Genomic DNA, 19,042 nt, shown 5'->3' with positions numbered 1-19,042 from the left:
ACAGCACCGGGCATGGCAGACGCCGAGTCACGTCCCCGCCGCCAAGCGCCCGGCCTGCCGCTGCCGGATACGGTCGCATTGGTCCTTCAGGGCGGCGGCGCCCTTGGCGCCTATCAGGCCGGCGTGATCGACGAGCTGCACACTGCCGGGATCGAAGTCGACTGGGTCGCCGGCATCTCGATCGGCGCGGTCAACGCGGCGCTGTTCGCCGGCAACCCGCCCGAGAAGCGCCTCGCCGCGATCCGCACCTTCTGGGAAGACGCCACCGCCGCGCTCCCCGATTTCTCGCTGCCGATGCACGATGCCGCGCGCGAGCTCAGCCACGAATGGGCCGCCGGCATGGTCATGCTCGGCGGCGTCCCCGGCTTCTTCCGCCCGCGCCTGCTGCCGCCCGCCTTCGCCGCCCCCGGCACGCCCGAGGCGCTGAGCTTCTACGACACGTCGCCCCTGCGCGAGACGCTCGACCGCCTGGTCGACTGGGACCTGCTCAACAACGGCCCCGTCCGCCTCTCGGTCGGCGCGGTCGACATCCAGAGCGGCAATTTCCGCTATTTCGACACGCAGGACGAGAAGCTCGACGCGCGCCACATCATGGCCTCGGGCGCGCTGCCGCCGGGCCTGCCTCCGATCGAGATCGACGGCTGCTGGTATTGGGACGGCGGCCTCGTCTCCAACACCCCGCTCACCCATATCCTCGACCGGCAATATGCCGAGACTTTGATCTTCCAGATCGATCTCTTCCCCGCCGCCGACGAGCTGCCGCGCACGATGACCGACGTGGTCGCGCGTGAGAAGGAGATCCGCTTCTCCAGCCGCACCCGCACCGTCTCGGACGAGCGCATGCGCCTGCGCCAGGAGCGCCAGATGGTCTGCCGCCTGCTCGACAAGCTGCCCCCCGAGCTGATGGACGATCCCGACGTCCAGGCGGTCCGCGCCCGCGTCTCCGAATATCCGGTCAGCCTCGTCCAGCTGATCTACCGCGCCAATGCCTGGGAAGGCGGCGCGCGCGACTTCGAATTCTCGGCGCGCTCGATGCACGAGCATTGGCAGGCCGGCCGCACCGCGGTGGCCGAGACGATGGCCAATGCCCAGATCGTCGCCCGCAACATCCTCGACGGCAACACCGCCGCCTTCGATCTCACCCAGCGTTAGGAGTATTCCATGTTCCTCAAGGGCAAGTCCGCCGTCATCACCGGTTCCACCTCGGGCATCGGCCTGGCCTATGCCAAGGCGCTGGCCGCCGAGGGCGCTAGCGTGCTGATCAACGGCTTCGGCGACGCCGCCGCGATCGAGAAGGAGCGTGCCGCGCTCGAGGCGACCAGCGGTGCCAAGGCGCTCTACGACGCGGCCGACATGACCAAGCCCGATCAGATCGCGGCGATGATCCAGCGCTGCCACGACGAACTCGGCGGCCCGCACATCATCATCAACAATGCCGGCATCCAGCACGTCGCGCCGATCGAGGAATTCCCGGTCGAGAAATATGATGCGATCATCGCGATCAACCAGTCCTCGGCCTGGCACATGATCCGCGCCGCGGTGCCGTTCATGAAGGCGCAGAAATGGGGCCGGATCATCTCCACCGCCTCGGCCCACAGCCTCGTCGCCAGCCCGAACAAGAGCGCGTACGTGATGGCCAAGCACGCCATCGCCGGCCTCACCAAGACGATCGCGCTCGAAGTCGCGACGCACGGCGTCACCGTCAACTGCGTGTCGCCCGGCTATGTCTGGACCCCGCTGGTCGAGAACCAGATCCCCGACACGATGAAGGCTCGCGGCCTCACTCGCGAGCAGGTCATCAACGACGTGCTGCTCGATGCGCAGCCGACCAAGCAGTTCGTCACGTCGGAACAGGTCGCCGCGCTGGTGCTTTTCCTTTGCCGGGACGAGGCGGCACAGATTACCGGTGCCAATTACTCGATCGACGGCGGCTGGACCGCTGCGTAAGGCGGCTTGGCGCCTGAAGAAGGGAAGAGGCATGAAGGGGATTCCCGCCGCCGCGGCATTGCTCGCGATCGGCCTCACCACCGGCTGCAGCGTCTATCGCGACGCCACCGCCACGCGTCCGCCCTCCGGCTGGAGCTGGCGCAAGGTGATGACCACGGCGGATGCCGATCGCATCCGCCAGTGGCGCCGAGCTTGGGACGATGCGCTCGCCCCCGCCAAGGCGGCGGCCCCCACGGCGATCGCGGCGGATCCCAAGCTGTTCGATCCCGACGTCGCGCTCGGCCGTGCCCTGCCGCCGGCGGGCGACTATCGCTGCCGCACCTTCAAGCTGGGCTCGCAGCAGCCGATCACGCAATATTTCACGGCCTATCCCGCCGGCCAGTGCCGGATCACCGTCCAGGGCAAGGAGACGCATTTCGTCCGCCTCGACGGCCAGCAGCGGCCCGACGGGCTGATCTACATGAACACCGATGCCCGGGCGATGTTCATCGGCGTGATGGTCCTCGGCGACGAGACCGCGCCGCTTCGTTATGGTGTAGATCGCAAGCGCGACATGATCGGCTATATCGAGCGCATCGACGAGAACCGCTGGCGCCTGGTCCTCCCCTATCCGGGGTTCGAGTCGAAACTGGACGTGATCGAGCTCGTGCCGGCTGGGTGAGCCTGCGGGATTCCCCTCCCTGAAAGGGAGGGGCTAGGGGTGGGTTGGCGAGCGCAGCTCGCCATGACAAGCTAACCGCATGCTCCGCCGCATCGATCCCAAGCTGACCGCCCGGGCCCGCGAGTTGCGCAGCAACCCGACGCCAGCGGAGCGCGAAATCTGGTATCGCGTCTCGCGCTTCCGCCCAGCCTTCACGCGCCAGCACATCGAGCCTCCTTATATAATCGATCTCGTATGCCGCGGCGCCAAGCTCGCCATCGAGTTCGATGGCAGCCAGCATCTCGAAACCGCCGAAGCGGATGCCCGTCGCACCGCTTTCCTGCAGACCAAGGGCTGGACGGTCATCCGCCTGTGGAACAGCGATGTCCTGTCAAACCCGGATGGGGCTGCCCAGTATATCCTCAGCAAGACCGCCGAGTGCCTCGGCGGTACCCACCCCCAACCCCTCCCTTCCAGGGAGGGGAGAAGCAGGCGACCACGCTTCTCCTGAGCGTTTGACACACCCCGATCCCCAAGCGACATTCCCCGCTTCATCAGGGGGAACCATATGCTCCGGTCGCTTCTTCTCGCCACTGCGATGACCTTCACCACGCCCGCCCTCGCCGACCCGGTGCACGACGCGACCCAGGCCGCGCTCCCCCAGCTCATGGAATTCTACCGCGACTTCCACGCCAATCCCGAGCTCAGCACCCATGAGGTGAAGACCGCCGCCAAGCTCGCCGAGGAAGCGCGCAAGGCCGGCTACAAGGTCACCGAGAAGGTCGGCGGCACCGGCGTCGTCGCGGTGCTCGAGAACGGCCCCGGCCCGGTCCTGCTGATCCGCGCCGACATGGACGGCCTGCCCGTCACCGAGGCGACCGGCCTGCCCTTCGCCTCCAAGGTCCGCACCACCAATGACGACGGGATCGAGAGCGGCGTGATGCATGCCTGCGGGCACGACACGCACATGGCGAGCTGGATCGGCACGCTGCGCAACCTCGCCGCGATGAAGGCGAAATGGCACGGCACCGTGGTGATGATCGCCCAGCCGGCCGAGGAGCGCGGGCTCGGCGCCCGGGCGATGCTCGACGACGGCCTGTTCACCCGCTTCCCCAAGCCGCAATTCGCCCTCGCCTTCCACGACAGCGCCGGCGCGCCCGCCGGCCAGATCGGCGTGACCGCCGGCTATGCGCTCGCCAATGTCGATTCGGTCGACATCACGGTGAAGGGCGTCGGCGGCCACGGCGCCTATCCGCAGACCACCAAGGACCCGATCGTACTCGCCGCCCGCATCGTCGGCGCGCTGCAGACCCTGGTCAGCCGCGAGGTCGATCCGCAGGAAGCCGCGGTGGTCACCGTCGGCATGATCAAGGGCGGCTCGACCCACAACATCATCGGCAGCGACGTGACGATGCTGCTCACCGTGCGCAGCTTCAAGCCGGAGGTGCGCAAGCTCCTCCTCGACGGCATCGCCCGCATCGCCAGGGGCGAGGCGATCGCGGCGGGGGTCCCCGACGACCGCATGCCCGAGATCAAGGTGCGCGACAATTTCACCCCCGCCACCTTCAACACCCAGCCGATCACCGACCGGATGAAGGCGCTATGGACCGCCCGCTTCGGCAAGGACCGGGTGGTCGAGACCAAGGCGGTGATGGGCGGCGAGGATTTCAGCCGCTACTGGCTCGCCGACAATTCGATCCAGAGCCTGATCTTCTGGGTGGGTGGCGTGCCGGCCGACAAATGGGCGGCTTCGGACAATGGCAAGAAGCCCCTGCCCTCGCTCCACAGCGCCTATTGGGCGCCCGACGCCGAGGCCGTGGTCGGCACCGCGACCGAGGCGATGACCGCGGCGGCGCTGGACATCCTGAAGAAATAGCCTCCGCTTCGGAATGCAAGCGCGGCGATGCGGACCCTTCTAGCCGCGCCGATCTGGCAACATCCAGATCGGCCATTGCGGAACGCTGCCGCGTCCTCCGCTCTGCAAGCGCAGATCGATCGCCAGTAATTCCCGGAAGAGACTGCGTGCCGCCAAGAGACATGCCAGCGCCTCAGCCTGCGCCGGCACTTTCATGGCATGTGCCCAGGCATTTCGCGCCTTTCTTCCCGTTTCCAACCACCCATGTACCTCCGCCGAGATCACGCCATTCAGTTCCAGCGCCTCGGTCATCACCGACGCTGAATGGTCGCGACCGATCGGCTTCTCGATGCGTTTGCGCGGCGTCCTGTTCTCGGCGCCCTCACCTTTCTCGCTATCGAGCAACCTGCGCCAGGCGATGGAAACCAGTTGCTCGCAAACCGTCCAGCCGAGCACGATGCTCTCCCCGAAGCGCTTCTCCGCGGCACGTGATGCGGCCATATACGCGCCTTCGACCATGGGGACCGTTCCGGGGGGCGCAGCCAGTATTTGGTCAAGCAGGTCGAGCGACGCCTCGATCACGTCCAGCTCGACCAACCGCCGCGCTAGATCACGATCGCCGATCACCTGATAGCTGTTGTTGTAGACATTCCGGGCAACTGCACGCGGGTCTTCGGTATCATCCCGATATTCAGGTACGAGTTCCAGATCGAGTGACTTGAAAGTGTTCCAGGCGTTGACGGGATATCCCATCGCAGCTCCACGCCCCCGGACCAGGGCTTCCGCAGTTGTAAAACACGCCTGATGCGCATTCATGATCTGCGCGCGATAGACGGCGATGGCTTCGGCCTGCTCTTCCGCCGCGCTATGTTCCTCAGGAATTAGATGGGGCGACTCAGGGTGAACAAAGCCCGGAACTAAGGTGTAGGATGCTGGCGGGAAGTCGGTGAAGTCGAAAGCGAATAACCCGTCACGCTGAACCCGAACCTCTATCCCGCATCTCATCACGCGACGAAGAACCACGGCATGCCCCCATGCCAGAGGCCGCGCCTGGGTAGGTGAAAAGGGCGGCGACTGGTCGATCCAGATCGGGGGAATACGAAAATAGGCCGCCACAGGTGCAGAAACTCGATCTGGCACAATGCCGGGCCGGATCACGCCGTCTCGAAACTGCTCGGCATCCTCACCCTGTTTGACCCCGCGCGCCGCTGAGTTTCGTTCAATGGCCATGTGGTCTTCTATCGAAGGCCCGGCATCCAGCAAGGCAGCGCGCTGCACTCGGCAACCAGAATGAAGAAAGACGGACGGGATGGGGCGGGATGCCAGCGAGTCGTCGCGGCCTCTTCCCACTATCATTGTCTAACCCGGAACCGGGATTGCGGCAAGCCGGGGTTCCTGTTGCATGTAGCTGCCCTCGATTCGCAGACGAGGAGCAACGGCACATGATCTATTACCACGGCACCCGCGCGGACCTGGCCCCCGGCGACCTGATCGCCGCCGGCTACGCCTCCAACTATGGCGCGCGCAAAGCCAATCCCTGGGTCTATTTCGCCGGCGCGCTCGAAGCCGCGATCTGGGGCGCCGAGCTGGCGCAGGGCGAAGGCCGCGAGCGCATCTACATCGTCGAGCCGACCGGCGACTTCATCGACGATCCCAACCTCACCGACAAGAAATTCCCCGGCAATCCCACCCTCTCCTACCGCTCGCACGCGCCGCTGCGCGTCACCGGCGAGGTCGAGCAATGGCAGGGCCATGCGCCCGAACAGCTGCAGCACATGAAGGACGCGCTCGCGCGGCTGAAGGCCGAGGGCATCGAGGCGATCGACTGACCCCGCCTTGATCCGGTCGCCGCGCCGCCCTAGATGACCGGCGCGGCGACCACGTTCCCGTCTCCCATGCGGAGGTTCAAGACCGGGACGGCCCGGCAGCTCTGTTCAAGGAGGCTGCCATGGTTTGGTTCATTCTCGTTATCGCCGGTCTGCTCGAAGTCGTCTGGGCCTTCTTCATGAAGCAGTCCGAGGGCTTCACCAGGCTCGTCCCCTCGATCGTCACCCTCGTCACCATGGGCGCCAGCTTCGGCCTGCTGTCGCTGTCGATGCGCACCCTGCCGCTCGGCACCGCCTATACGGTGTGGACCGGCATCGGCGCGGTCGGCGCCTTCGCGGTCGGGATCGTCGTGCTCGGCGAACAGGCCAGCCTGATGCGGCTGGGCGCCGCGGCGCTGATCGTCTCCGGCCTGGTGCTGATGAAGCTGTCCTCCGCGCACTGAGCCTGCGCTCAGCGGCACTCGACGGTGAGGTGCGCCAGTTCGTGCACCGGCGCCAGCCGCGCGCGGACCGTGTCGGCATCGAGCCCCGCCACGCTGACGATCGCCGCCCGCGCCTCGGGGCCGACCCGCCACACGTGCAGGTCGAGTATCCGCACATCGCCGAGCAGTTCGCGCACTTCCTCGGCGACATGGGTGTCGGTCCGGTCGAGCAGCACCGCGGCGGTGTCGCGCATCAGCGTCCACGACCAGCGCGCGATCACCACCGCGCCCACGATCCCCATCGCCGGGTCCATCCAGCCCCAGCCGAGATAGCGCCCAGCAAGCAGCGCCGCGATCGCCAGCACCGAAGTCAGCGCGTCGGCAAGCACATGGACATAGGCCGAGCGGAGGTTGTTGTCGTGGCCCTGCCCGTGATGATGCCCATGGCCGTGATCATGATGATGGTCGTGGTCGTGATCGTGGTGATGGTGATGGTGATGATGATGCCCGCCCGAGAGCAGCGCCGCGCTCACCAGGTTCACCGCCAGCCCCAGCACCGCGACGATCGCCGCCTCGCCGAACGCCACCGCCGTCGGCTCGAACAGCCGCAGCACCGATTCCACCCCGATCCCCAGTGCGATCAACCCCAGCGCCATCGCCGAGGCGAAGCCGGCCAGGTCGCCCACCTTGCCGGTCCCGAAGCAATAGGCGGCATTGCGCGCATGCTTCCTCGCATAGGCATAGGCGATCGCGGCCACCGCCAGTGCCCCGGCATGCGTCGCCATGTGGAAGCCGTCGGCGAGCAGCGCCATCGATCCGGTCCAGTATCCGGCGACGATCTCGCCGACCATCATCACGGCGGTCAGCGCCACCACCCACAGGGTGCGCCGGGCATTCTCGTCATGCGATGCGCCCAGGAAGACATGCTCGTGCGCGAATGCGTCGATTTCAGGCTGGCTGGCCATCGGGGATCCTATTTCGCGTAGCGGCGGATCACCGTCAGCAATTCTTCGGCACCCTGCGCGCGTTCGGCGTCGCTCAGGCCCGGTGCGGCGACATGCGCCGCGAGATGATCGGCGATGATCTCGTCGAGCAGCCCGTTCACTGCGCCGCGCACGGCGGCGACCAGCTGCAGCACCTCGGCGCAGCCCGCCTCGCCCTGCAGCGCCCGCTCGACCGCGCCGACCTGCCCGCCGATGCGCCGCACCCGCGCCAGCAGCGCGGCATTGTCATGGGAAAGATGTGCCATATACCCATACCCCCTATAGGTATATAGCGCCGTCGTAAAGCCCGGGCGCGACTACCTCCCCGCCAGCCCGTCGAACTCCGCCAGCAGCGCCTCGCGCATCTGCCTGCCGCCTGAGTCCGACATGCCCTCGCCCGCGCCGAACCGCGCGAAGACGATGCGGCGCCCGCCCTTGTCGGCCCAGCCGACGAACCAGCCGAGCAGGCTGCCATCGGGCAGGCCGCCGCTGCCGGTCTTGCCGTGCACCGTCCAGCCGCCACGCCCCGCGAATACCGGGATCACTGCCTCCGCTTGGGCATGCGCGCGCGCCGAGACCAGCCGGTGCGCCAGCATGCGGCGCAGGAACGCCACCTGCTCGTCGGGCGAGATGGCGAGCGACGACCCCAGCCAGGCCCGGGTCAGCCCGTCGCCCTTGCCGGGGTTTCCGCGCAGGTCGCGATTGCCATAGCCGAAGCGGTCGACATAGGCCTGGAAGCGCTGCATCCCGAGCTTGCGCGTCAGTTCCTGCGAGTACCACACCACCGAATCCGCCTCCCAGCTGGTCGGATCGACGCGCTTGCGCTCGGCTTCGCGGTGCGCGACGTGGCGGGCGGGATCATAGTCCCAGGCCGGGTGATGGGCATCGGTCAGGATACCGCTGTCGAAGCCGATCAGCGCCAGCGGGACCTTGAAGGTCGAGCAGGGGGTGAAGCGGCTGGCGCACGGTCCCGAGCGGTGCAGGGCCTTCCCGCTCGCCGCATCGACCAGCACCGTCGCGCGCAGCCTGCGTGGTACCGCCAGCGCCGCTTCCGCTGCCGGAATCCCCGCCACCACAGCGCCCGCGCCGATCGCCAGGCATGCCGCGAATGTGCGTCGATCGAGCTTCATCGTCCGTCTCCCCTTTGAGGTCCGGACAGGGAAGTAAGGCCCGGAAACGCATCCTCGCAAAGGATCAAAGCTGGCAAGAGCCATTAGCTTTTCTTATGCTCCGATCCCGATGGTCCGCCCCCACCTCCCCCTCAACGCCCTGCGCGCCTTCGAGGCGTCGGCGCGGCACCTGAGCTTCACCCGCGCCGCGATCGAGCTGTGCGTGACGCAAGCCGCGATCAGCCACCAGGTGAAGGGGCTCGAGCAGCGCCTGGGCGCGCAGCTCTTCCGCCGCCTCCCGCGCGGGCTGGCGCTCACCGACGAGGGACTGGCCCTGCTCCCGGCGCTCGGCGACAGCTTCGATCGCATCGCCGAGCTGGTCGAGGGGATCGCCAGCGGCACCGCCGCCCAGCTCCTCTCGGTCGCCGCGGTCGGCACTTTCGCCACTGGCTGGCTGCTGCCGCGCCTGCCAGCCTTCCACGCAGCGCATCCGCGCATCGACCTCAGGCTGTTCACCAACAACAACCGGGTCGACCTGGCCGGCGAGGGGCTCGACTATGCGATCCGCTTCGGCGCCGGCGCCTGGCACGGCACCGATGCGGTGCCGCTGATCGAGACCCCGCTCACCCCGCTCTGCACGCCCGCGCTCGCCGCGCGCCTCTCGACACCCGCCGACCTGCTCGCGCTACCGCTGCTGCGTTCCTATCGTGCCGATGAATGGCCGCGCTGGCTCGCCCAGGCGGGCATTGCCCCGCCGCCGCTGCGCGGCCCGGTGTTCGACAGTTCGCTGGCAATGGCCGAGGCGGCGATCCAGGGCATCGGCATCGCGCTCGCTCCGCCCGCGATGCTCGCCCGCCATCTGGACGAGGGTCGCCTGGTCCGCCCCTTCGACCTCGAGGTCAGCACCGGCCGCTACTGGCTCACCTGGCTCCAGTCGCGCAGCACGAGCCCGGCAATGGCGGCGTTTCGTGAATGGATATTGGCGGAACTGCCAGCCCCGCCTCGCTGAGCAGCCGCGCCGCCAGCACCCGATAATAGAGGCAGATGTCGAGCAGCTCGCGCGCCGAAGGGTCGAGCCGCTCGCCCACCGCGACGCGGAGCAGCGAGCCGCCGCCGGCGCCGTGCCAGCCGATCGTCATCACCGTGCCGCCGCGCGCGTCACCCCGCCGCACCAGCCCGCCGCAATGGAACAGGCAGTCGCGCGTGCGCCCCAGCGCCAGCAGCCGCGCCCGGTCCGGATCGACCGCACCCAGCGCCTGCCGCAACCGTGCGACCATGTTGGCAGTGTTGCGCTCCTGCTCCGGCAGCGCGATTCCCCGCGTCGCCGCGATCGCCAGCACCAGCAACTGGAGGAATCGGTCGAGCTCGCGCAGGCCATTGCCGAGCACCTTGGCGCGGTACGGCCCCACGATCGCCCGCGCCATGCCGGCGTCGAGTCCCCTACCCAGGAACTGCGCGCCCCGCTCCAGCGTGGCATGTGCGCGGGCAAGCTCCCCGCTCCAGGGGCTCAGCCGCAAAGCTTCAGGTCGTGCGCGCAGGTCTGGCCCCGCGCGTCGGTGCGCAGGGCATAGGTGACGCGCTGGCGCGGCTCGAGCCGGTCGAGTCCGCAGCCCCGCAGCGCGCTTTCATGGACAAAGGCGTCGTCGCCGCCCTTGTCCGCCCGGATCACGCCGAAGCCGCTGGCGGCATGATAGAAATAGACTGTCCCACTCAGCATGCGGCCTCCTTGCGCGCGGCGATCGCCCGCTCCACCGCGGCGAGCCCTTCGGCGCTGGCCACGGCAAGGTCGAGCGGCCGTCCGCCCAATCCCGCGTCATGGCCGTTGAGGAAGCTGGTGGCTTCCTCCCGGCCCAGCGCCTCGAACGCCAGCCGCGCCGCGCGCCCTTGGCGTTCGGCGGATTGGGGATCGAGCCGCACAGTGTTGAACTGCTTGCGAAAGGGCTTGGCCGGAGTCCGCGCTTCCTCCGCCGCGGCGGGCGCATTCGCCTCGCTCATTGGGCGGCCAGCATCGGCTGGTTCGCAACCAGCAAGTCGCGCAACCCGGCGATCCGCGTCGCATAGCCGCGTGCCAGCCCTTCATGGGCATGGCGCGCTTCCACCGATGCGGCGGAACCCGCACGCATCAGCGATATCTGGTGGCGGTAAAGAAGATAATTGAGATCCATGATGAGCCTCCGCACCGTGTAAGCGGGAGCGCACAAGTCTCTCAGCCGCGGGCGCCTACATGTCGGAACTGCTCGCGATGGCTCGCTGTAGCATGACGCAGAGATGGGGGATAGCGCGCACTGCGCCCGCACCTGCGATTGATCGTTCCGCAGGCGATGCGCGAGGCGCGAGAATCATAGCCGAAACCTGCAGGTTGAGGGCGCCCGGCCAATCTGGAATAATGCCGCGACCAAAGGAGGCCCGACATGCTGCGCATCCTCTTGTCCGCGATCCTGTTCCTCGCCGCCCTGCCCGCCACCGCGCTGGCCCAGACGCCCGGCACGCTGATCTCCGCGGACCCCGTGTCCGGCGGTCCCGAGGCGAGCCGATCCTGGCGCATCGCCTATTGGACCAGCGACGCGCGCGGCCGCGCGATCCGGGTCACCGGCATGCTCGTCGCTCCGCTTGATCGCGCGCTCGCGCCCCGCCGGGTGATCGCCTGGGCGCATGGCACCTGGGGCGTGGTCGAGCGCTGCGCGCCCTCGCTGGGCACCAATTTCTGGAGCGCGACGCCCGCTCTCAGCGACATGCTGGCGCGCGGCTATCTCGTCGTCGCGCCGGACTATCCCGGCCTCGGCTCGCCGATGCCCCATCCTTATCTGGTCGGTACCGACACTGCCCGCTCGGTGCTCGACGCGGTCCGCGCCGCCCGCGCCTTGCCCGAGGCACGCGCCGGCCGCGACTTCGCGGTCTGGGGCGAATCGCAGGGTGGCCACGCCGCGCTGTGGACCGCCACCGAAGCCGCCCGCTACGCGCCCGAGCTGCGCCTGGTCGGCACCGCCGCCGCCGCACCGCCGACCGACCTCGCGGCCAATCTCCGCTCGGGCAGCGACCTCAATGTCCGCGCGATGCTGGCGGCCTATGCCGCCTATAGCTGGTCGCAGCATTTCGGCCATCCGCTCTCCAGCCTGTTCAACAAGACCAATGCCGGCGTCGCCACGCGGCTGGCGCGCAACAATTGCGTCGAGCTCGGCAAGAACCCGCGGATCGGCACCATCCTCGGCATCCTGTCGATCCGGAACGCGCTGCGCAGCAAGGACATGGGCCGGATCGAGCCCTGGGCCGGCATCGCCCGCGCCAACAGCGTCCTCCCGCGCGCCGTGCCCGGCCCGCTGCTGATCGCCCAGGCCAGCGACGACACGGTGGTCGCCCCCACCGTCACCCGCAGCTTCGCCGTACAGCGCTGCCGCAGCGGCGCGCCGCTGCGCTATGTCGCGCTGTCCTCGGGCGGCCATGCCGGGGTCACCCGCGGCAGTGCCACCGCCACGCTCGACTGGCTCGATGCGCGCTTCGCGGGGGAGCGGCCGCCCAGCGACTGCGGGCGGATCTAGGCTTTCGTTTCCTTCCATTCGTCATCCCGCGCAGGCGGGGATGACGATTTGATGGAAGGGCATGCCGAAATCCGGCCTCACCCCATCGCCACCGCGTCCACCGCATCCTCGCGCTTCTCGGGCCGGATATAGATCGAGCTGAGCTTGGGCTCCTGCGCCTTCAGCCGCTGTTCGAGCCGCTCGATGAGCGTCTCCGCCTCGCCCATCGGCAGTGTATCGACGAAGTCCGCGCTCACCGCGACGAACACCCGGTCGGGCGCGGTATGGATGGTGCGGACATGGTTCACATGGGTGATGCACGGCTCTGCCTCGAGCAGCGCGCGGATCGCCGCGACCATGTCCGGATTGGCGCGCTCGCCGATCAGCAGCCCCTTGGATTCGCGCGCGAGCAGCATCGCCACGCCGGCGAGGATCACGCCGATGACGATCGAGGCCCAGCCGTCGATGCGCGGATCGCCCCAATGGTGACTGGCCCAGACGCCCGCCGCCGCCACCACCAGCCCGGCCAGCGCCGCCGAATCCTCGAACAGCACGATGAAGCCGGACGGGTCCTTGGAATCGCGGATCGCCTGCCACCAGCCATGATCGCCCTTGCTCTTCGCGAACTCGCGCATCGCGATCCACCAGCTCGTCCCTTCCAGCGCAAAGGCGATGGCGAGCACGACATAGTTGATCAGCGGATCGCGCAGTTCCTCGGGCGCGGCGATGTGCTTCCAGCCCTCGTAGACCGACACGCCCGCGCCCAGCCCGAAGATCAGGATCGCGACGATGAAGGCCCAGAAATAGAGCTCGCGGCCATAGCCGAAGGGATGGTCGGAATCGGGCGGGCGCTTCGCCCGATATTGCCCGTAGAGCAGCAGGCCCTGGTTGCCCGTGTCGACCAGGCTGTGCACGCCTTCGGTGAGCATCGAGGAAGAACCGGAAATCGCGGCCGCCACGAACTTGGCGACCGCGATTCCGAGGTTTGCGGCCAGCGCCGCATAGATGACGATATTGGCGCGCCAGCCTGACGCAGGCGAGGCCGCCACGCGCTTCTAGCCGAGGCCGATCTTCGACAGGATCCTGCCGACCACGCCCTTTTCCTCGCCCGCCTTGGCGAGCTTGGCTTCGGCCTTTGGATCATAGCCCGAGCTTTCGGGAAGCTCGTCATGCCCATGGTTGTGCACCGGCTGGGTCGAGGCGGGCGGGTCCGACGCGTCCATCGACTCGTCGAGCCCGCGGTCCAGCCTTGCCTCCTTGCTCTCCGGGTTGCGGTAGAGCCGCTCGGCAATCGATTCATCGGTGCCTGCGTCCGCCGACTGGGCCGGCGTGCGCTTGGTTTCTTCGTCCGGGCCCGGTGCCACCGACATGCGGTCCAGCGCCGGGTCGATCGGGTTCGCTTCCATGACTCACTCTCCTGAGCGTTGCCCTGATGTAACGAACACAATTCGATTCGCGTTCCCGTGGCGGTAACTCTCTGGACGCAAGAGAAAACGGCCCGGCGAGTTTCCCCGCCGGGCCGTGATTTCGCATTCCGTTCCCGGAATTTAGTTCCGCTGGCTGCCGAACAGGCGCAGCAGGAACAGGAACATGTTGATGAAGTCGAGGTAGAGCGTCAGCGCGCCCATCACCACGGCCTTGCCGCGCATGTCGGTGCCGGCGACGTAGAAGTACATGCTCTTGATCTTCTGCGTGTCATAGGCGGTCAGGCCCGCGAACAGCAGCACGCCGATCGCACTGATCGCCAGGCTCAGCGGGCCCGAGTTCAGGAACAGGTTGACGATCGAGGCGACGATCAGGCCGACCACGCCCATGATCAGGAACGTGCCGAAGCCCGACAGGTCACGCTTGGTGGTGTAGCCCCACAGGCTGAGGCCCGCGAAGCCCGCCGCCGTGGCGAAGAACACCTGGGCGATCGAGGTGTCGGTATAGGCGAGGAAGATCGTCGACAGCGACAGGCCCATCACCGTGGCGTAGACCCAGTAAAGGGCCTGCATCGCCGGGGTGGAGAGGCTGCGCTGGGCGAAGCTCATCACCAGGACGATGCCCAGCGGCGCCAGCATCACCACCCAGCCGAGCAGCGACGGCGAATAGGCCATGCCGCGCGAGGTTTCCTGCAGCGTGAACAGCACGCTGATCGCACCGCTCTTGGCGAACAGCAGCGCGACGATGCCCGTCAGCAGCACGCCCGATGCCATGTAGTTGTAGACGGACAGCATGTAGGACCTGAGCCCCGCATCGCGCGCATCCGCACCCGCGCCGGCGGTCACATAGGCGCCCGTCTGGGGATCCGACCAATTAGCCATTTGAAACTCCTTTTCCCGGCACCTGCCGGAACACGTGTAATATCGCCCTGATACGGGGTGTTTTCAAGCGAAACCCGGGGGTCTAGTGCCTCTGTATGATCCGCCTGTTCGTCGGCCTGCGTCTTCCCGCCGCCATCCGCGCCCAGCTGCTCGCGCTCGGCGGCGGCATTCCCGGCGCGCGCTGGCAGGATGACGGGCAGCTCCACATCACCCTGCGCTTCATCGGCGATGTCGACGAGCGCGCCGCCGAGGATGCCGCGCTCGCCCTCTCCGCGGTGCACTGGCCGCCGGTCGAGATCGCCGTGGAGGGCGTCGGTACCTTCGACAAGCGCGGCCGGATCCACACCGTCTGGGCCGGCATCCGCCCGCGCGACGCGCTCGCCGGGCTCCACCGCAAGATCGACCAGGCGCTGGTCCGCGCCGGCCAGGAGCCGGAGCGCCGCGCCTATCTCCCCCACATCACCCTCGCCCGGATGAACAGCCCCGCCGAAGTCGCCGATCGCTTCATCGAGGCGCATGCCGGCCTGGCGAGCCCGCCCTTCACCCTCGACCATTTCTATTTGTTCGAGAGCAGCCTCGGCCACGAAGGCGCACGGTACGACGCAGTGGAGCGGTACCGGCTGGACGGCTGAGGCCCAGCGTTCCCCTCCCCAGTCCGCCATCCCCTTCCACAGCCGTCATCCCGGCGAAAGCCGGGATCTCGTGCGGCTCCTTCCCCGCGCCTCCGCCTGAGATCCCGGCTTTCGCCGGGATGACGGTAATGGGCGACCGCCCCCTATTTCCGCTTCCCCTCCAGCACCGCCCGCACCTTCCGCGCCAGCTGCTCGCGCGTGTACGGCTTGGACAGCAGCTCCACCCCCACGTCGAGCCGCCCGTCATGGACGATCGCATTCTCGGTATAGCCCGAGGTGAACAGCACCGAGAGCTCGGGCAGCCGCGCGCGTGCCAGGCGGGCCAGCTCGGGGCTCTTGAGCGCGCCCGGCATCACCACGTCGGTGAACAGCAGGTCGATCGCCACCCCGCTCTCGATCACGCTCAGCGCGCTCTGCGCGTCGTTCGCGCGCAGCACGGTATAGCCCAGCTCGGTCAGCAGCTCGACCACGGTCGCCTGCACGTCAGGATCGTCCTCGGCGACCAGGATCGTCTCGGTGCCGCCGCGCATCGCCACCGCCTCGGGCGAGACGACCAGCACTTCCTCGCGCTTGCGCACGCGCGGCAAATACAGCTTCACCGTCGTGCCGTGGCCGATCTCCGAATAGATCTTCACATGGCCGCCCGATTGCTTGACGAAGCCATAGACCATCGAAAGCCCCAGCCCCGATCCCTGCCCCTCGGGCTTGGTCGAGAAGAAGGGCTCGAACACCTGCTCGATCAGCTCGGGCGCGATGCCGCTGCCGGTGTCGGTCACCGCGAGCATCACATATTGGCCCGCCGGCACATCCTCCAGCCGCCGCGTGTAATCGTCGTCGAGCGAGGCGTTGGCCGCCTCGATCGTCAGCTTGCCCGTCCCGTGCATCGCGTCGCGCGCGTTGATCGCCAGGTTGAGGATCGCATTCTCGAGCTGGGTCGGATCGGCCTGGCAGTTCCACAGGCCACCGGAGGTGATCACTTCGATCCCGATCGCCTCGCCCAGCGCGCGGCGCAGCATGTCGTCCATCCCGCCCAGGAACTTGCCGACATTGAGCACCCGCGGCTCGAGCGGCTGGCGCCGGCCGAAGGCGAGCAGCTGGCTGGCGAGCTTCGATCCGCGCTGCACCCCGGCCAGCGCGTTCGCCACCCGCCGCTCGGCCTTGTCATTGCCCTGCACGTCGCGGGTGAGCAGCTGGAGGTTGCCCGAGATCACCTGGAGCAGGTTGTTGAAGTCGTGCGCCACGCCGCCGGTCAGCTTGCCGATCGTCTCCATCTTCTGCGCCTGCTGGAGCGCCGCGAACACCGTCTCGCGTTCGGCCACCGCCTCGGCGACCCGCGCCTCGAGCCGCTCGTTGAGCACGCGCAGCTCTTCCTCGGCCTGGGAGCGCCGCACCAGCTCGCGCTCCACCGTCTCGAACAGCCGGGCATTGTCCATCGCCAGCGCTGCCTGCCCCGCCAGGCTGACCAGGCTCGCCTCGGCCGCCGCGCCGAACATGCCGGGCTCGGGATGGCCGTAGAGCAGCCCGCCGATCACATCGCCCGACGGCGTGCGCACCGGCACCGCCAGATAGGAGCGCACCGGCAGATGCCCCGCGGGCATGCCCTGGAACGGCCCGTTCCGGCCATAGCGCTCGTCCACGGTGACATCGTCGACGCGGATGATCCCGGTGCCGGCGAAGGTCGGCTCGAACAGCCTGGTGATCCGCGGCATCGGAAACTTGTCGAAGGCCGATCGCGGCGCCCCTGCCAGGGCATAGAGCATGTAGCGCTCGCCCTCGGTCTCGTCGGTGCTGTTGTAGAAGAAGGCGCCGAACTTCGCCCCGATCAGCGCCACGCCCGCGTCCACCGCGGTCTGCGCCACCCGTGCGCTGTCGCGCTCGCCGGTGATCGCGGTGCCGGCCTGGTTGACCACCTCCAGCGTGCGCGTCTTCTCCTCCAGCGCGGTGAGCGCCGCATGCTCGCGCTGCTGGATGTTGTAATGCTCGGTGCGGTCGGCGCTGGTGCCGTAGATGCCGAGCACGCTGCCGTCCTCGCCGCGGATCGGCGTCATCGCCAGGTCGACGCGGATGTCGATCTTCTCGCCGCTGCCGCGCACGCTCCGCACGTGCAGCCCCGGCCGCAGCACCGGCGCGCCGGCATAGGCCTGCTCGAAATGCGCGCCGACATCCTCCCACACCTTGGGCCAGCTCTTGCGATAGGAGCGGCCGAAGATCCGCTTGTTCTCGTCGCGATAGGCGTCGAGGATCTGGTCGTTGTAGAAGAATATATAGTCCGGGCCCCAGGTGACGAAGGCCCGTTGCGGCGAGGCCAGCATCAGGTCGATCGCCTGGCGCAGCTCGCGCGGCCAGCGTTCTATCGGACCAAGCTCCGGCACCGCGAAACCCGGCGCGCGCAGCATCTCCCCTGTTTCCCCGCCATGATCGGGCCAGGCGGCGTCGGCTTTTGCCATTATGCGTCCCTCAGGCCCCCGCCCGTGCGATGGTTTATACAGCGAAAGCCAAGCAGGAAAAGACGCGGGAATGGCGGCGATGGCAAGGGTTTGCGCCGATGTGGAGCAAGGGTCGCCGGTCCCTCGGGGATAGGTATTTCCGAACCGGAGCGTCCGCTAGCACCAATTACAGTGTCCGCACCCGCCGCCCCTGCCCTATACTCCCCAGGCAGAGGCAAGGAGGGAGGCGCAGCGTGGCGACACTGGCGGATGCCATTCCGGAACGGACACCAGGCGGCACGCTCGAGGCGGCGCTGCGCTGGTCGGCGATCCTGCTCGTCGCGGCGAGCTGGCTGAGCGCCGGCCTGTTCGGCGCCTATATCCTGGCCTTCTATGGCGGCACGCTGGCCGGCGGTTCTCCGGACCGCTGGAACGAGAGCCTGCCCCGCCTGCACGAAGCCGCCACGCCCTTCGCCACGATCGCGATCGGGGCGCATTTCGTCACCGGCGGCATCCTGCTGCTGCTCGGCCCGGTCCAGCTGATCGCGGCGATCCGCAATCGCATCCCGCCGCTCCACCGCTGGCTCGGCCGGCTCTACGTCCTCGCCGCCGCGATCGCCGGTCTGGGCGGGCTCGGCTTCATCCTGGCCAAGGGCACGGTGGGCGGCCCGGCGATGGACATCGGCTTCGGGCTGTACGGCGCGCTGATGGTGCTTTGCGCCACCCTCGCCTTCACCAATGCCCGCGCGCGCCGGATCGAGGTCCACCGCGCCTGGGCGATCCGCCTGTTCGCACTGGCGATCGGCTCCTGGCTCTACCGGATGGAATATGGCTTCTGGTTCCTGCTGTTCGGCCAGCAGGGCCACACCCCGGACTTTCGCGGCGCTTTCGACATGGTGATGGACTTCGCCTTCTACCTGCCCAACCTCGCCGTCGCCGAAGCCTTCATCCGCGCCCGCCGCGACGACGCTGCCCCGGCGCTGCGCATCGGCGCGGTGGTGGCGCTGCTCGGTGCGAGCGCCTTCATCCTGCTCGCCACCTGGCAGTTCGCCACGAAGATGTGGCTCCCGGGCATGGCGAGCGGACTGGAGGCGCTGGGCGGCTGGCGGGACCGCGGGGCAGCGCGGGACGGATCAGGGAACGGGCGGGAAATCGATCCGCGGCACGTAGCGCGCTTTGCCGTGCCCGCTGCAGCCCCGCAGGTCGAAGAACGCGCGCGGAAGGCCATCGCGGTTGCTATCGGTCGTCGAATGCCAGGCAAGGTCCGGAAGGTCGGGCAGCAGCAGATGCGTCGGCGCGGGACCGCCCGCCCTGGGAGTCCCGGGTGACAGGTTGTACGCTGCGTCGGTCGCGAAGAATTCCATGTCGCGTCGCACCGACT

23 protein-coding genes are annotated in these 19,042 nt (G+C 68.2%); 11 read left to right on the top strand and 12 right to left on the bottom strand.

Annotated elements, in window-relative coordinates; translation table 11 throughout:
- Positions 1 to 12: 12 nt before the first annotated feature.
- From GGR46_RS09275 to GGR46_RS09255, 5 genes are all read left to right on the top strand, one after another.
- Complete coding sequence (locus tag GGR46_RS09275; protein WP_183997005.1) at positions 13 to 1,152, top strand: patatin-like phospholipase family protein; 1,140 nt, start codon at positions 13 to 15, stop codon at positions 1,150 to 1,152.
- A gap of 9 nt (positions 1,153 to 1,161) precedes the next feature.
- On the top strand, positions 1,162 to 1,947 hold the full coding sequence (locus tag GGR46_RS09270; RefSeq protein WP_183997003.1) for a 3-hydroxybutyrate dehydrogenase: 786 nt from the start codon (positions 1,162 to 1,164) through the stop codon (positions 1,945 to 1,947).
- Positions 1,948 to 1,978: 31 nt separating this feature from the next.
- A complete protein-coding gene (locus GGR46_RS09265; protein ID WP_183997001.1) occupies positions 1,979 to 2,608 on the top strand; it encodes a DUF4893 domain-containing protein in 630 nt (209 codons plus the stop codon).
- Between the two features lie 79 nt (positions 2,609 to 2,687).
- Positions 2,688 to 3,098, top strand: coding sequence for an endonuclease domain-containing protein (locus tag GGR46_RS09260; protein WP_183996999.1), 411 nt, complete (start codon positions 2,688 to 2,690; stop codon positions 3,096 to 3,098).
- A gap of 57 nt (positions 3,099 to 3,155) precedes the next feature.
- Positions 3,156 to 4,463, top strand: a complete 1,308-nt coding sequence (locus GGR46_RS09255; RefSeq protein ID WP_183996997.1) for an amidohydrolase — start codon at positions 3,156 to 3,158, stop codon at positions 4,461 to 4,463.
- A 39-nt stretch (positions 4,464 to 4,502) separates the two neighbouring features.
- On the opposite strand, the gene GGR46_RS09250 is transcribed toward GGR46_RS09255, so the two are convergent.
- The gene (locus GGR46_RS09250; protein ID WP_183996995.1) at positions 4,503 to 5,672 is read right to left on the bottom strand and encodes a hypothetical protein; all 1,170 of its coding nucleotides are present in this window, start codon (positions 5,670 to 5,672) and stop codon (positions 4,503 to 4,505) included.
- A 212-nt stretch (positions 5,673 to 5,884) separates the two neighbouring features.
- On the opposite strand from GGR46_RS09250, the gene arr reads away from it, so the two are divergent.
- Both arr and sugE read left to right on the top strand, forming a co-directional pair.
- Positions 5,885 to 6,271 carry an NAD(+)--rifampin ADP-ribosyltransferase gene (arr, locus tag GGR46_RS09245; protein ID WP_183996993.1) on the top strand — a complete coding sequence of 129 codons (387 nt, stop codon included), beginning with the start codon at positions 5,885 to 5,887 and terminating at the stop codon, positions 6,269 to 6,271.
- Between the two features lie 119 nt (positions 6,272 to 6,390).
- Positions 6,391 to 6,711, top strand: coding sequence for a quaternary ammonium compound efflux SMR transporter SugE (gene sugE, locus GGR46_RS09240; protein ID WP_183996991.1), 321 nt, complete (start codon positions 6,391 to 6,393; stop codon positions 6,709 to 6,711).
- Positions 6,712 to 6,719: 8 nt separating this feature from the next.
- Here the strand turns inward: sugE and dmeF are convergent, their stop codons facing one another.
- From dmeF to blaOXA, 3 genes are read right to left on the bottom strand one after another with little or no spacing between them, the layout of a single operon-like run.
- Positions 6,720 to 7,655 (bottom strand): CDF family Co(II)/Ni(II) efflux transporter DmeF, encoded by a 936-nt coding sequence (dmeF, locus tag GGR46_RS09235; protein WP_183996989.1) that lies wholly within the window; start codon positions 7,653 to 7,655, stop codon positions 6,720 to 6,722.
- An 8-nt stretch (positions 7,656 to 7,663) separates the two neighbouring features.
- Entirely contained in the window at positions 7,664 to 7,939 is a 276-nt protein-coding gene (locus tag GGR46_RS09230) for a metal/formaldehyde-sensitive transcriptional repressor (RefSeq protein ID WP_183996987.1), read from the bottom strand.
- Between the two features lie 51 nt (positions 7,940 to 7,990).
- Complete coding sequence (gene blaOXA / locus GGR46_RS09225) at positions 7,991 to 8,803, bottom strand: class D beta-lactamase (RefSeq protein ID WP_183996985.1); 813 nt, start codon at positions 8,801 to 8,803, stop codon at positions 7,991 to 7,993.
- Positions 8,804 to 8,912: 109 nt separating this feature from the next.
- Here blaOXA and GGR46_RS09220 point away from each other — a divergent pair, with 109 nt between their 5' ends.
- Positions 8,913 to 9,791 (top strand): LysR family transcriptional regulator, encoded by an 879-nt coding sequence (locus GGR46_RS09220; RefSeq protein ID WP_183996983.1) that lies wholly within the window; start codon positions 8,913 to 8,915, stop codon positions 9,789 to 9,791.
- On the opposite strand, the gene GGR46_RS09215 is transcribed toward GGR46_RS09220, so the two are convergent.
- The 4 genes from GGR46_RS09215 to GGR46_RS09200 all read right to left on the bottom strand — a co-directional run bounded on the left by GGR46_RS09215 (position 9,703) and on the right by GGR46_RS09200 (position 10,947).
- The gene (locus GGR46_RS09215; protein ID WP_183996981.1) at positions 9,703 to 10,206 is read right to left on the bottom strand and encodes a hypothetical protein; all 504 of its coding nucleotides are present in this window, start codon (positions 10,204 to 10,206) and stop codon (positions 9,703 to 9,705) included. The genes GGR46_RS09220 and GGR46_RS09215 overlap by 89 nt on opposite strands.
- 83 nt (positions 10,207 to 10,289) lie before the next feature.
- Positions 10,290 to 10,499 (bottom strand): cold-shock protein, encoded by a 210-nt coding sequence (locus GGR46_RS09210; protein ID WP_183996979.1) that lies wholly within the window; start codon positions 10,497 to 10,499, stop codon positions 10,290 to 10,292.
- Positions 10,493 to 10,777 (bottom strand): hypothetical protein, encoded by a 285-nt coding sequence (locus GGR46_RS09205; protein ID WP_183996977.1) that lies wholly within the window; start codon positions 10,775 to 10,777, stop codon positions 10,493 to 10,495. Before GGR46_RS09205 ends, GGR46_RS09210 begins: the two co-directional genes overlap by 7 nt.
- Positions 10,774 to 10,947 carry a hypothetical protein gene (locus GGR46_RS09200; protein WP_183996975.1) on the bottom strand — a complete coding sequence of 58 codons (174 nt, stop codon included), beginning with the start codon at positions 10,945 to 10,947 and terminating at the stop codon, positions 10,774 to 10,776. The genes GGR46_RS09205 and GGR46_RS09200 overlap by 4 nt, the downstream gene beginning before the upstream one ends.
- A gap of 246 nt (positions 10,948 to 11,193) precedes the next feature.
- Between GGR46_RS09200 and GGR46_RS09195 the strand changes: the two genes are divergently transcribed.
- Entirely contained in the window at positions 11,194 to 12,318 is a 1,125-nt protein-coding gene (locus GGR46_RS09195) for an alpha/beta fold hydrolase (RefSeq protein ID WP_183996973.1), read from the top strand.
- A 77-nt stretch (positions 12,319 to 12,395) separates the two neighbouring features.
- Here the strand turns inward: GGR46_RS09195 and GGR46_RS09190 are convergent, their stop codons facing one another.
- The 3 genes from GGR46_RS09190 to GGR46_RS09180 all read right to left on the bottom strand — a co-directional run bounded on the left by GGR46_RS09190 (position 12,396) and on the right by GGR46_RS09180 (position 14,603).
- Positions 12,396 to 13,346, bottom strand: coding sequence for a cation diffusion facilitator family transporter (locus GGR46_RS09190; RefSeq protein ID WP_183996971.1), 951 nt, complete (start codon positions 13,344 to 13,346; stop codon positions 12,396 to 12,398).
- Between the two features lie 6 nt (positions 13,347 to 13,352).
- Positions 13,353 to 13,703 carry a hypothetical protein gene (locus GGR46_RS09185; protein WP_183996969.1) on the bottom strand — a complete coding sequence of 117 codons (351 nt, stop codon included), beginning with the start codon at positions 13,701 to 13,703 and terminating at the stop codon, positions 13,353 to 13,355.
- Positions 13,704 to 13,844: 141 nt separating this feature from the next.
- The gene (locus GGR46_RS09180) at positions 13,845 to 14,603 is read right to left on the bottom strand and encodes a Bax inhibitor-1/YccA family protein (protein WP_183996967.1); all 759 of its coding nucleotides are present in this window, start codon (positions 14,601 to 14,603) and stop codon (positions 13,845 to 13,847) included.
- Positions 14,604 to 14,698: 95 nt separating this feature from the next.
- Between GGR46_RS09180 and thpR the strand changes: the two genes are divergently transcribed.
- On the top strand, positions 14,699 to 15,235 hold the full coding sequence (gene thpR, locus GGR46_RS09175; protein WP_183996965.1) for an RNA 2',3'-cyclic phosphodiesterase: 537 nt from the start codon (positions 14,699 to 14,701) through the stop codon (positions 15,233 to 15,235).
- A gap of 143 nt (positions 15,236 to 15,378) precedes the next feature.
- Here thpR and GGR46_RS09170 read toward each other — a convergent pair whose 3' ends face one another.
- Entirely contained in the window at positions 15,379 to 17,682 is a 2,304-nt protein-coding gene (locus tag GGR46_RS09170) for an ATP-binding protein (RefSeq protein ID WP_183996963.1), read from the bottom strand.
- Between the two features lie 233 nt (positions 17,683 to 17,915).
- Between GGR46_RS09170 and GGR46_RS09165 the strand changes: the two genes are divergently transcribed.
- Positions 17,916 to 18,989, top strand: a complete 1,074-nt coding sequence (locus tag GGR46_RS09165; RefSeq protein ID WP_343058096.1) for a DUF2306 domain-containing protein — start codon at positions 17,916 to 17,918, stop codon at positions 18,987 to 18,989.
- Positions 18,990 to 19,042: the final 53 nt, after the last annotated feature.

Source organism: Sphingomonas kyeonggiensis (assembly GCF_014196745.1).
Lineage (GTDB): Bacteria > Pseudomonadota > Alphaproteobacteria > Sphingomonadales > Sphingomonadaceae > Sphingomonas > Sphingomonas kyeonggiensis.
The sequence above is the reverse complement of the archived record's forward strand: the minus strand, read 5'-3'. Positions and strand labels throughout refer to the sequence as shown.

Excerpts from the sequence above, each read along its gene's own strand:
- GGR46_RS09170 (WP_183996963.1), bottom strand. The coding sequence starts at position 17,682 with ATGGCAAAAGCCGACGCCGCCTGGCCCGATCATGGCGGGGAAACAGGG.
- GGR46_RS09255 (WP_183996997.1), top strand. The coding sequence starts at position 3,156 with ATGCTCCGGTCGCTTCTTCTCGCCACTGCGATGACCTTCACCACGCCC.
- GGR46_RS09185 (WP_183996969.1), bottom strand. The coding sequence starts at position 13,703 with ATGGAAGCGAACCCGATCGACCCGGCGCTGGACCGCATGTCGGTGGCA.
- GGR46_RS09200 (WP_183996975.1), bottom strand. The coding sequence starts at position 10,947 with ATGGATCTCAATTATCTTCTTTACCGCCACCAGATATCGCTGATGCGT.
- arr (WP_183996993.1), top strand. The coding sequence starts at position 5,885 with ATGATCTATTACCACGGCACCCGCGCGGACCTGGCCCCCGGCGACCTG.
- blaOXA (WP_183996985.1), bottom strand. The coding sequence starts at position 8,803 with ATGAAGCTCGATCGACGCACATTCGCGGCATGCCTGGCGATCGGCGCG.
- sugE (WP_183996991.1), top strand. The coding sequence starts at position 6,391 with ATGGTTTGGTTCATTCTCGTTATCGCCGGTCTGCTCGAAGTCGTCTGG.
- GGR46_RS09230 (WP_183996987.1), bottom strand. The coding sequence starts at position 7,939 with ATGGCACATCTTTCCCATGACAATGCCGCGCTGCTGGCGCGGGTGCGG.
- GGR46_RS09215 (WP_183996981.1), bottom strand. The coding sequence starts at position 10,206 with ATGGCGCGGGCGATCGTGGGGCCGTACCGCGCCAAGGTGCTCGGCAAT.
- GGR46_RS09265 (WP_183997001.1), top strand. The coding sequence starts at position 1,979 with ATGAAGGGGATTCCCGCCGCCGCGGCATTGCTCGCGATCGGCCTCACC.
- GGR46_RS09205 (WP_183996977.1), bottom strand. The coding sequence starts at position 10,777 with ATGAGCGAGGCGAATGCGCCCGCCGCGGCGGAGGAAGCGCGGACTCCG.
- GGR46_RS09180 (WP_183996967.1), bottom strand. The coding sequence starts at position 14,603 with ATGGCTAATTGGTCGGATCCCCAGACGGGCGCCTATGTGACCGCCGGC.
- GGR46_RS09275 (WP_183997005.1), top strand. The coding sequence starts at position 13 with ATGGCAGACGCCGAGTCACGTCCCCGCCGCCAAGCGCCCGGCCTGCCG.
- thpR (WP_183996965.1), top strand. The coding sequence starts at position 14,699 with ATGATCCGCCTGTTCGTCGGCCTGCGTCTTCCCGCCGCCATCCGCGCC.
- GGR46_RS09220 (WP_183996983.1), top strand. The coding sequence starts at position 8,913 with ATGGTCCGCCCCCACCTCCCCCTCAACGCCCTGCGCGCCTTCGAGGCG.
- GGR46_RS09210 (WP_183996979.1), bottom strand. The coding sequence starts at position 10,499 with ATGCTGAGTGGGACAGTCTATTTCTATCATGCCGCCAGCGGCTTCGGC.
- GGR46_RS09195 (WP_183996973.1), top strand. The coding sequence starts at position 11,194 with ATGCTGCGCATCCTCTTGTCCGCGATCCTGTTCCTCGCCGCCCTGCCC.
- dmeF (WP_183996989.1), bottom strand. The coding sequence starts at position 7,655 with ATGGCCAGCCAGCCTGAAATCGACGCATTCGCGCACGAGCATGTCTTC.
- GGR46_RS09250 (WP_183996995.1), bottom strand. The coding sequence starts at position 5,672 with ATGGCCATTGAACGAAACTCAGCGGCGCGCGGGGTCAAACAGGGTGAG.
- GGR46_RS09270 (WP_183997003.1), top strand. The coding sequence starts at position 1,162 with ATGTTCCTCAAGGGCAAGTCCGCCGTCATCACCGGTTCCACCTCGGGC.
- GGR46_RS09260 (WP_183996999.1), top strand. The coding sequence starts at position 2,688 with ATGCTCCGCCGCATCGATCCCAAGCTGACCGCCCGGGCCCGCGAGTTG.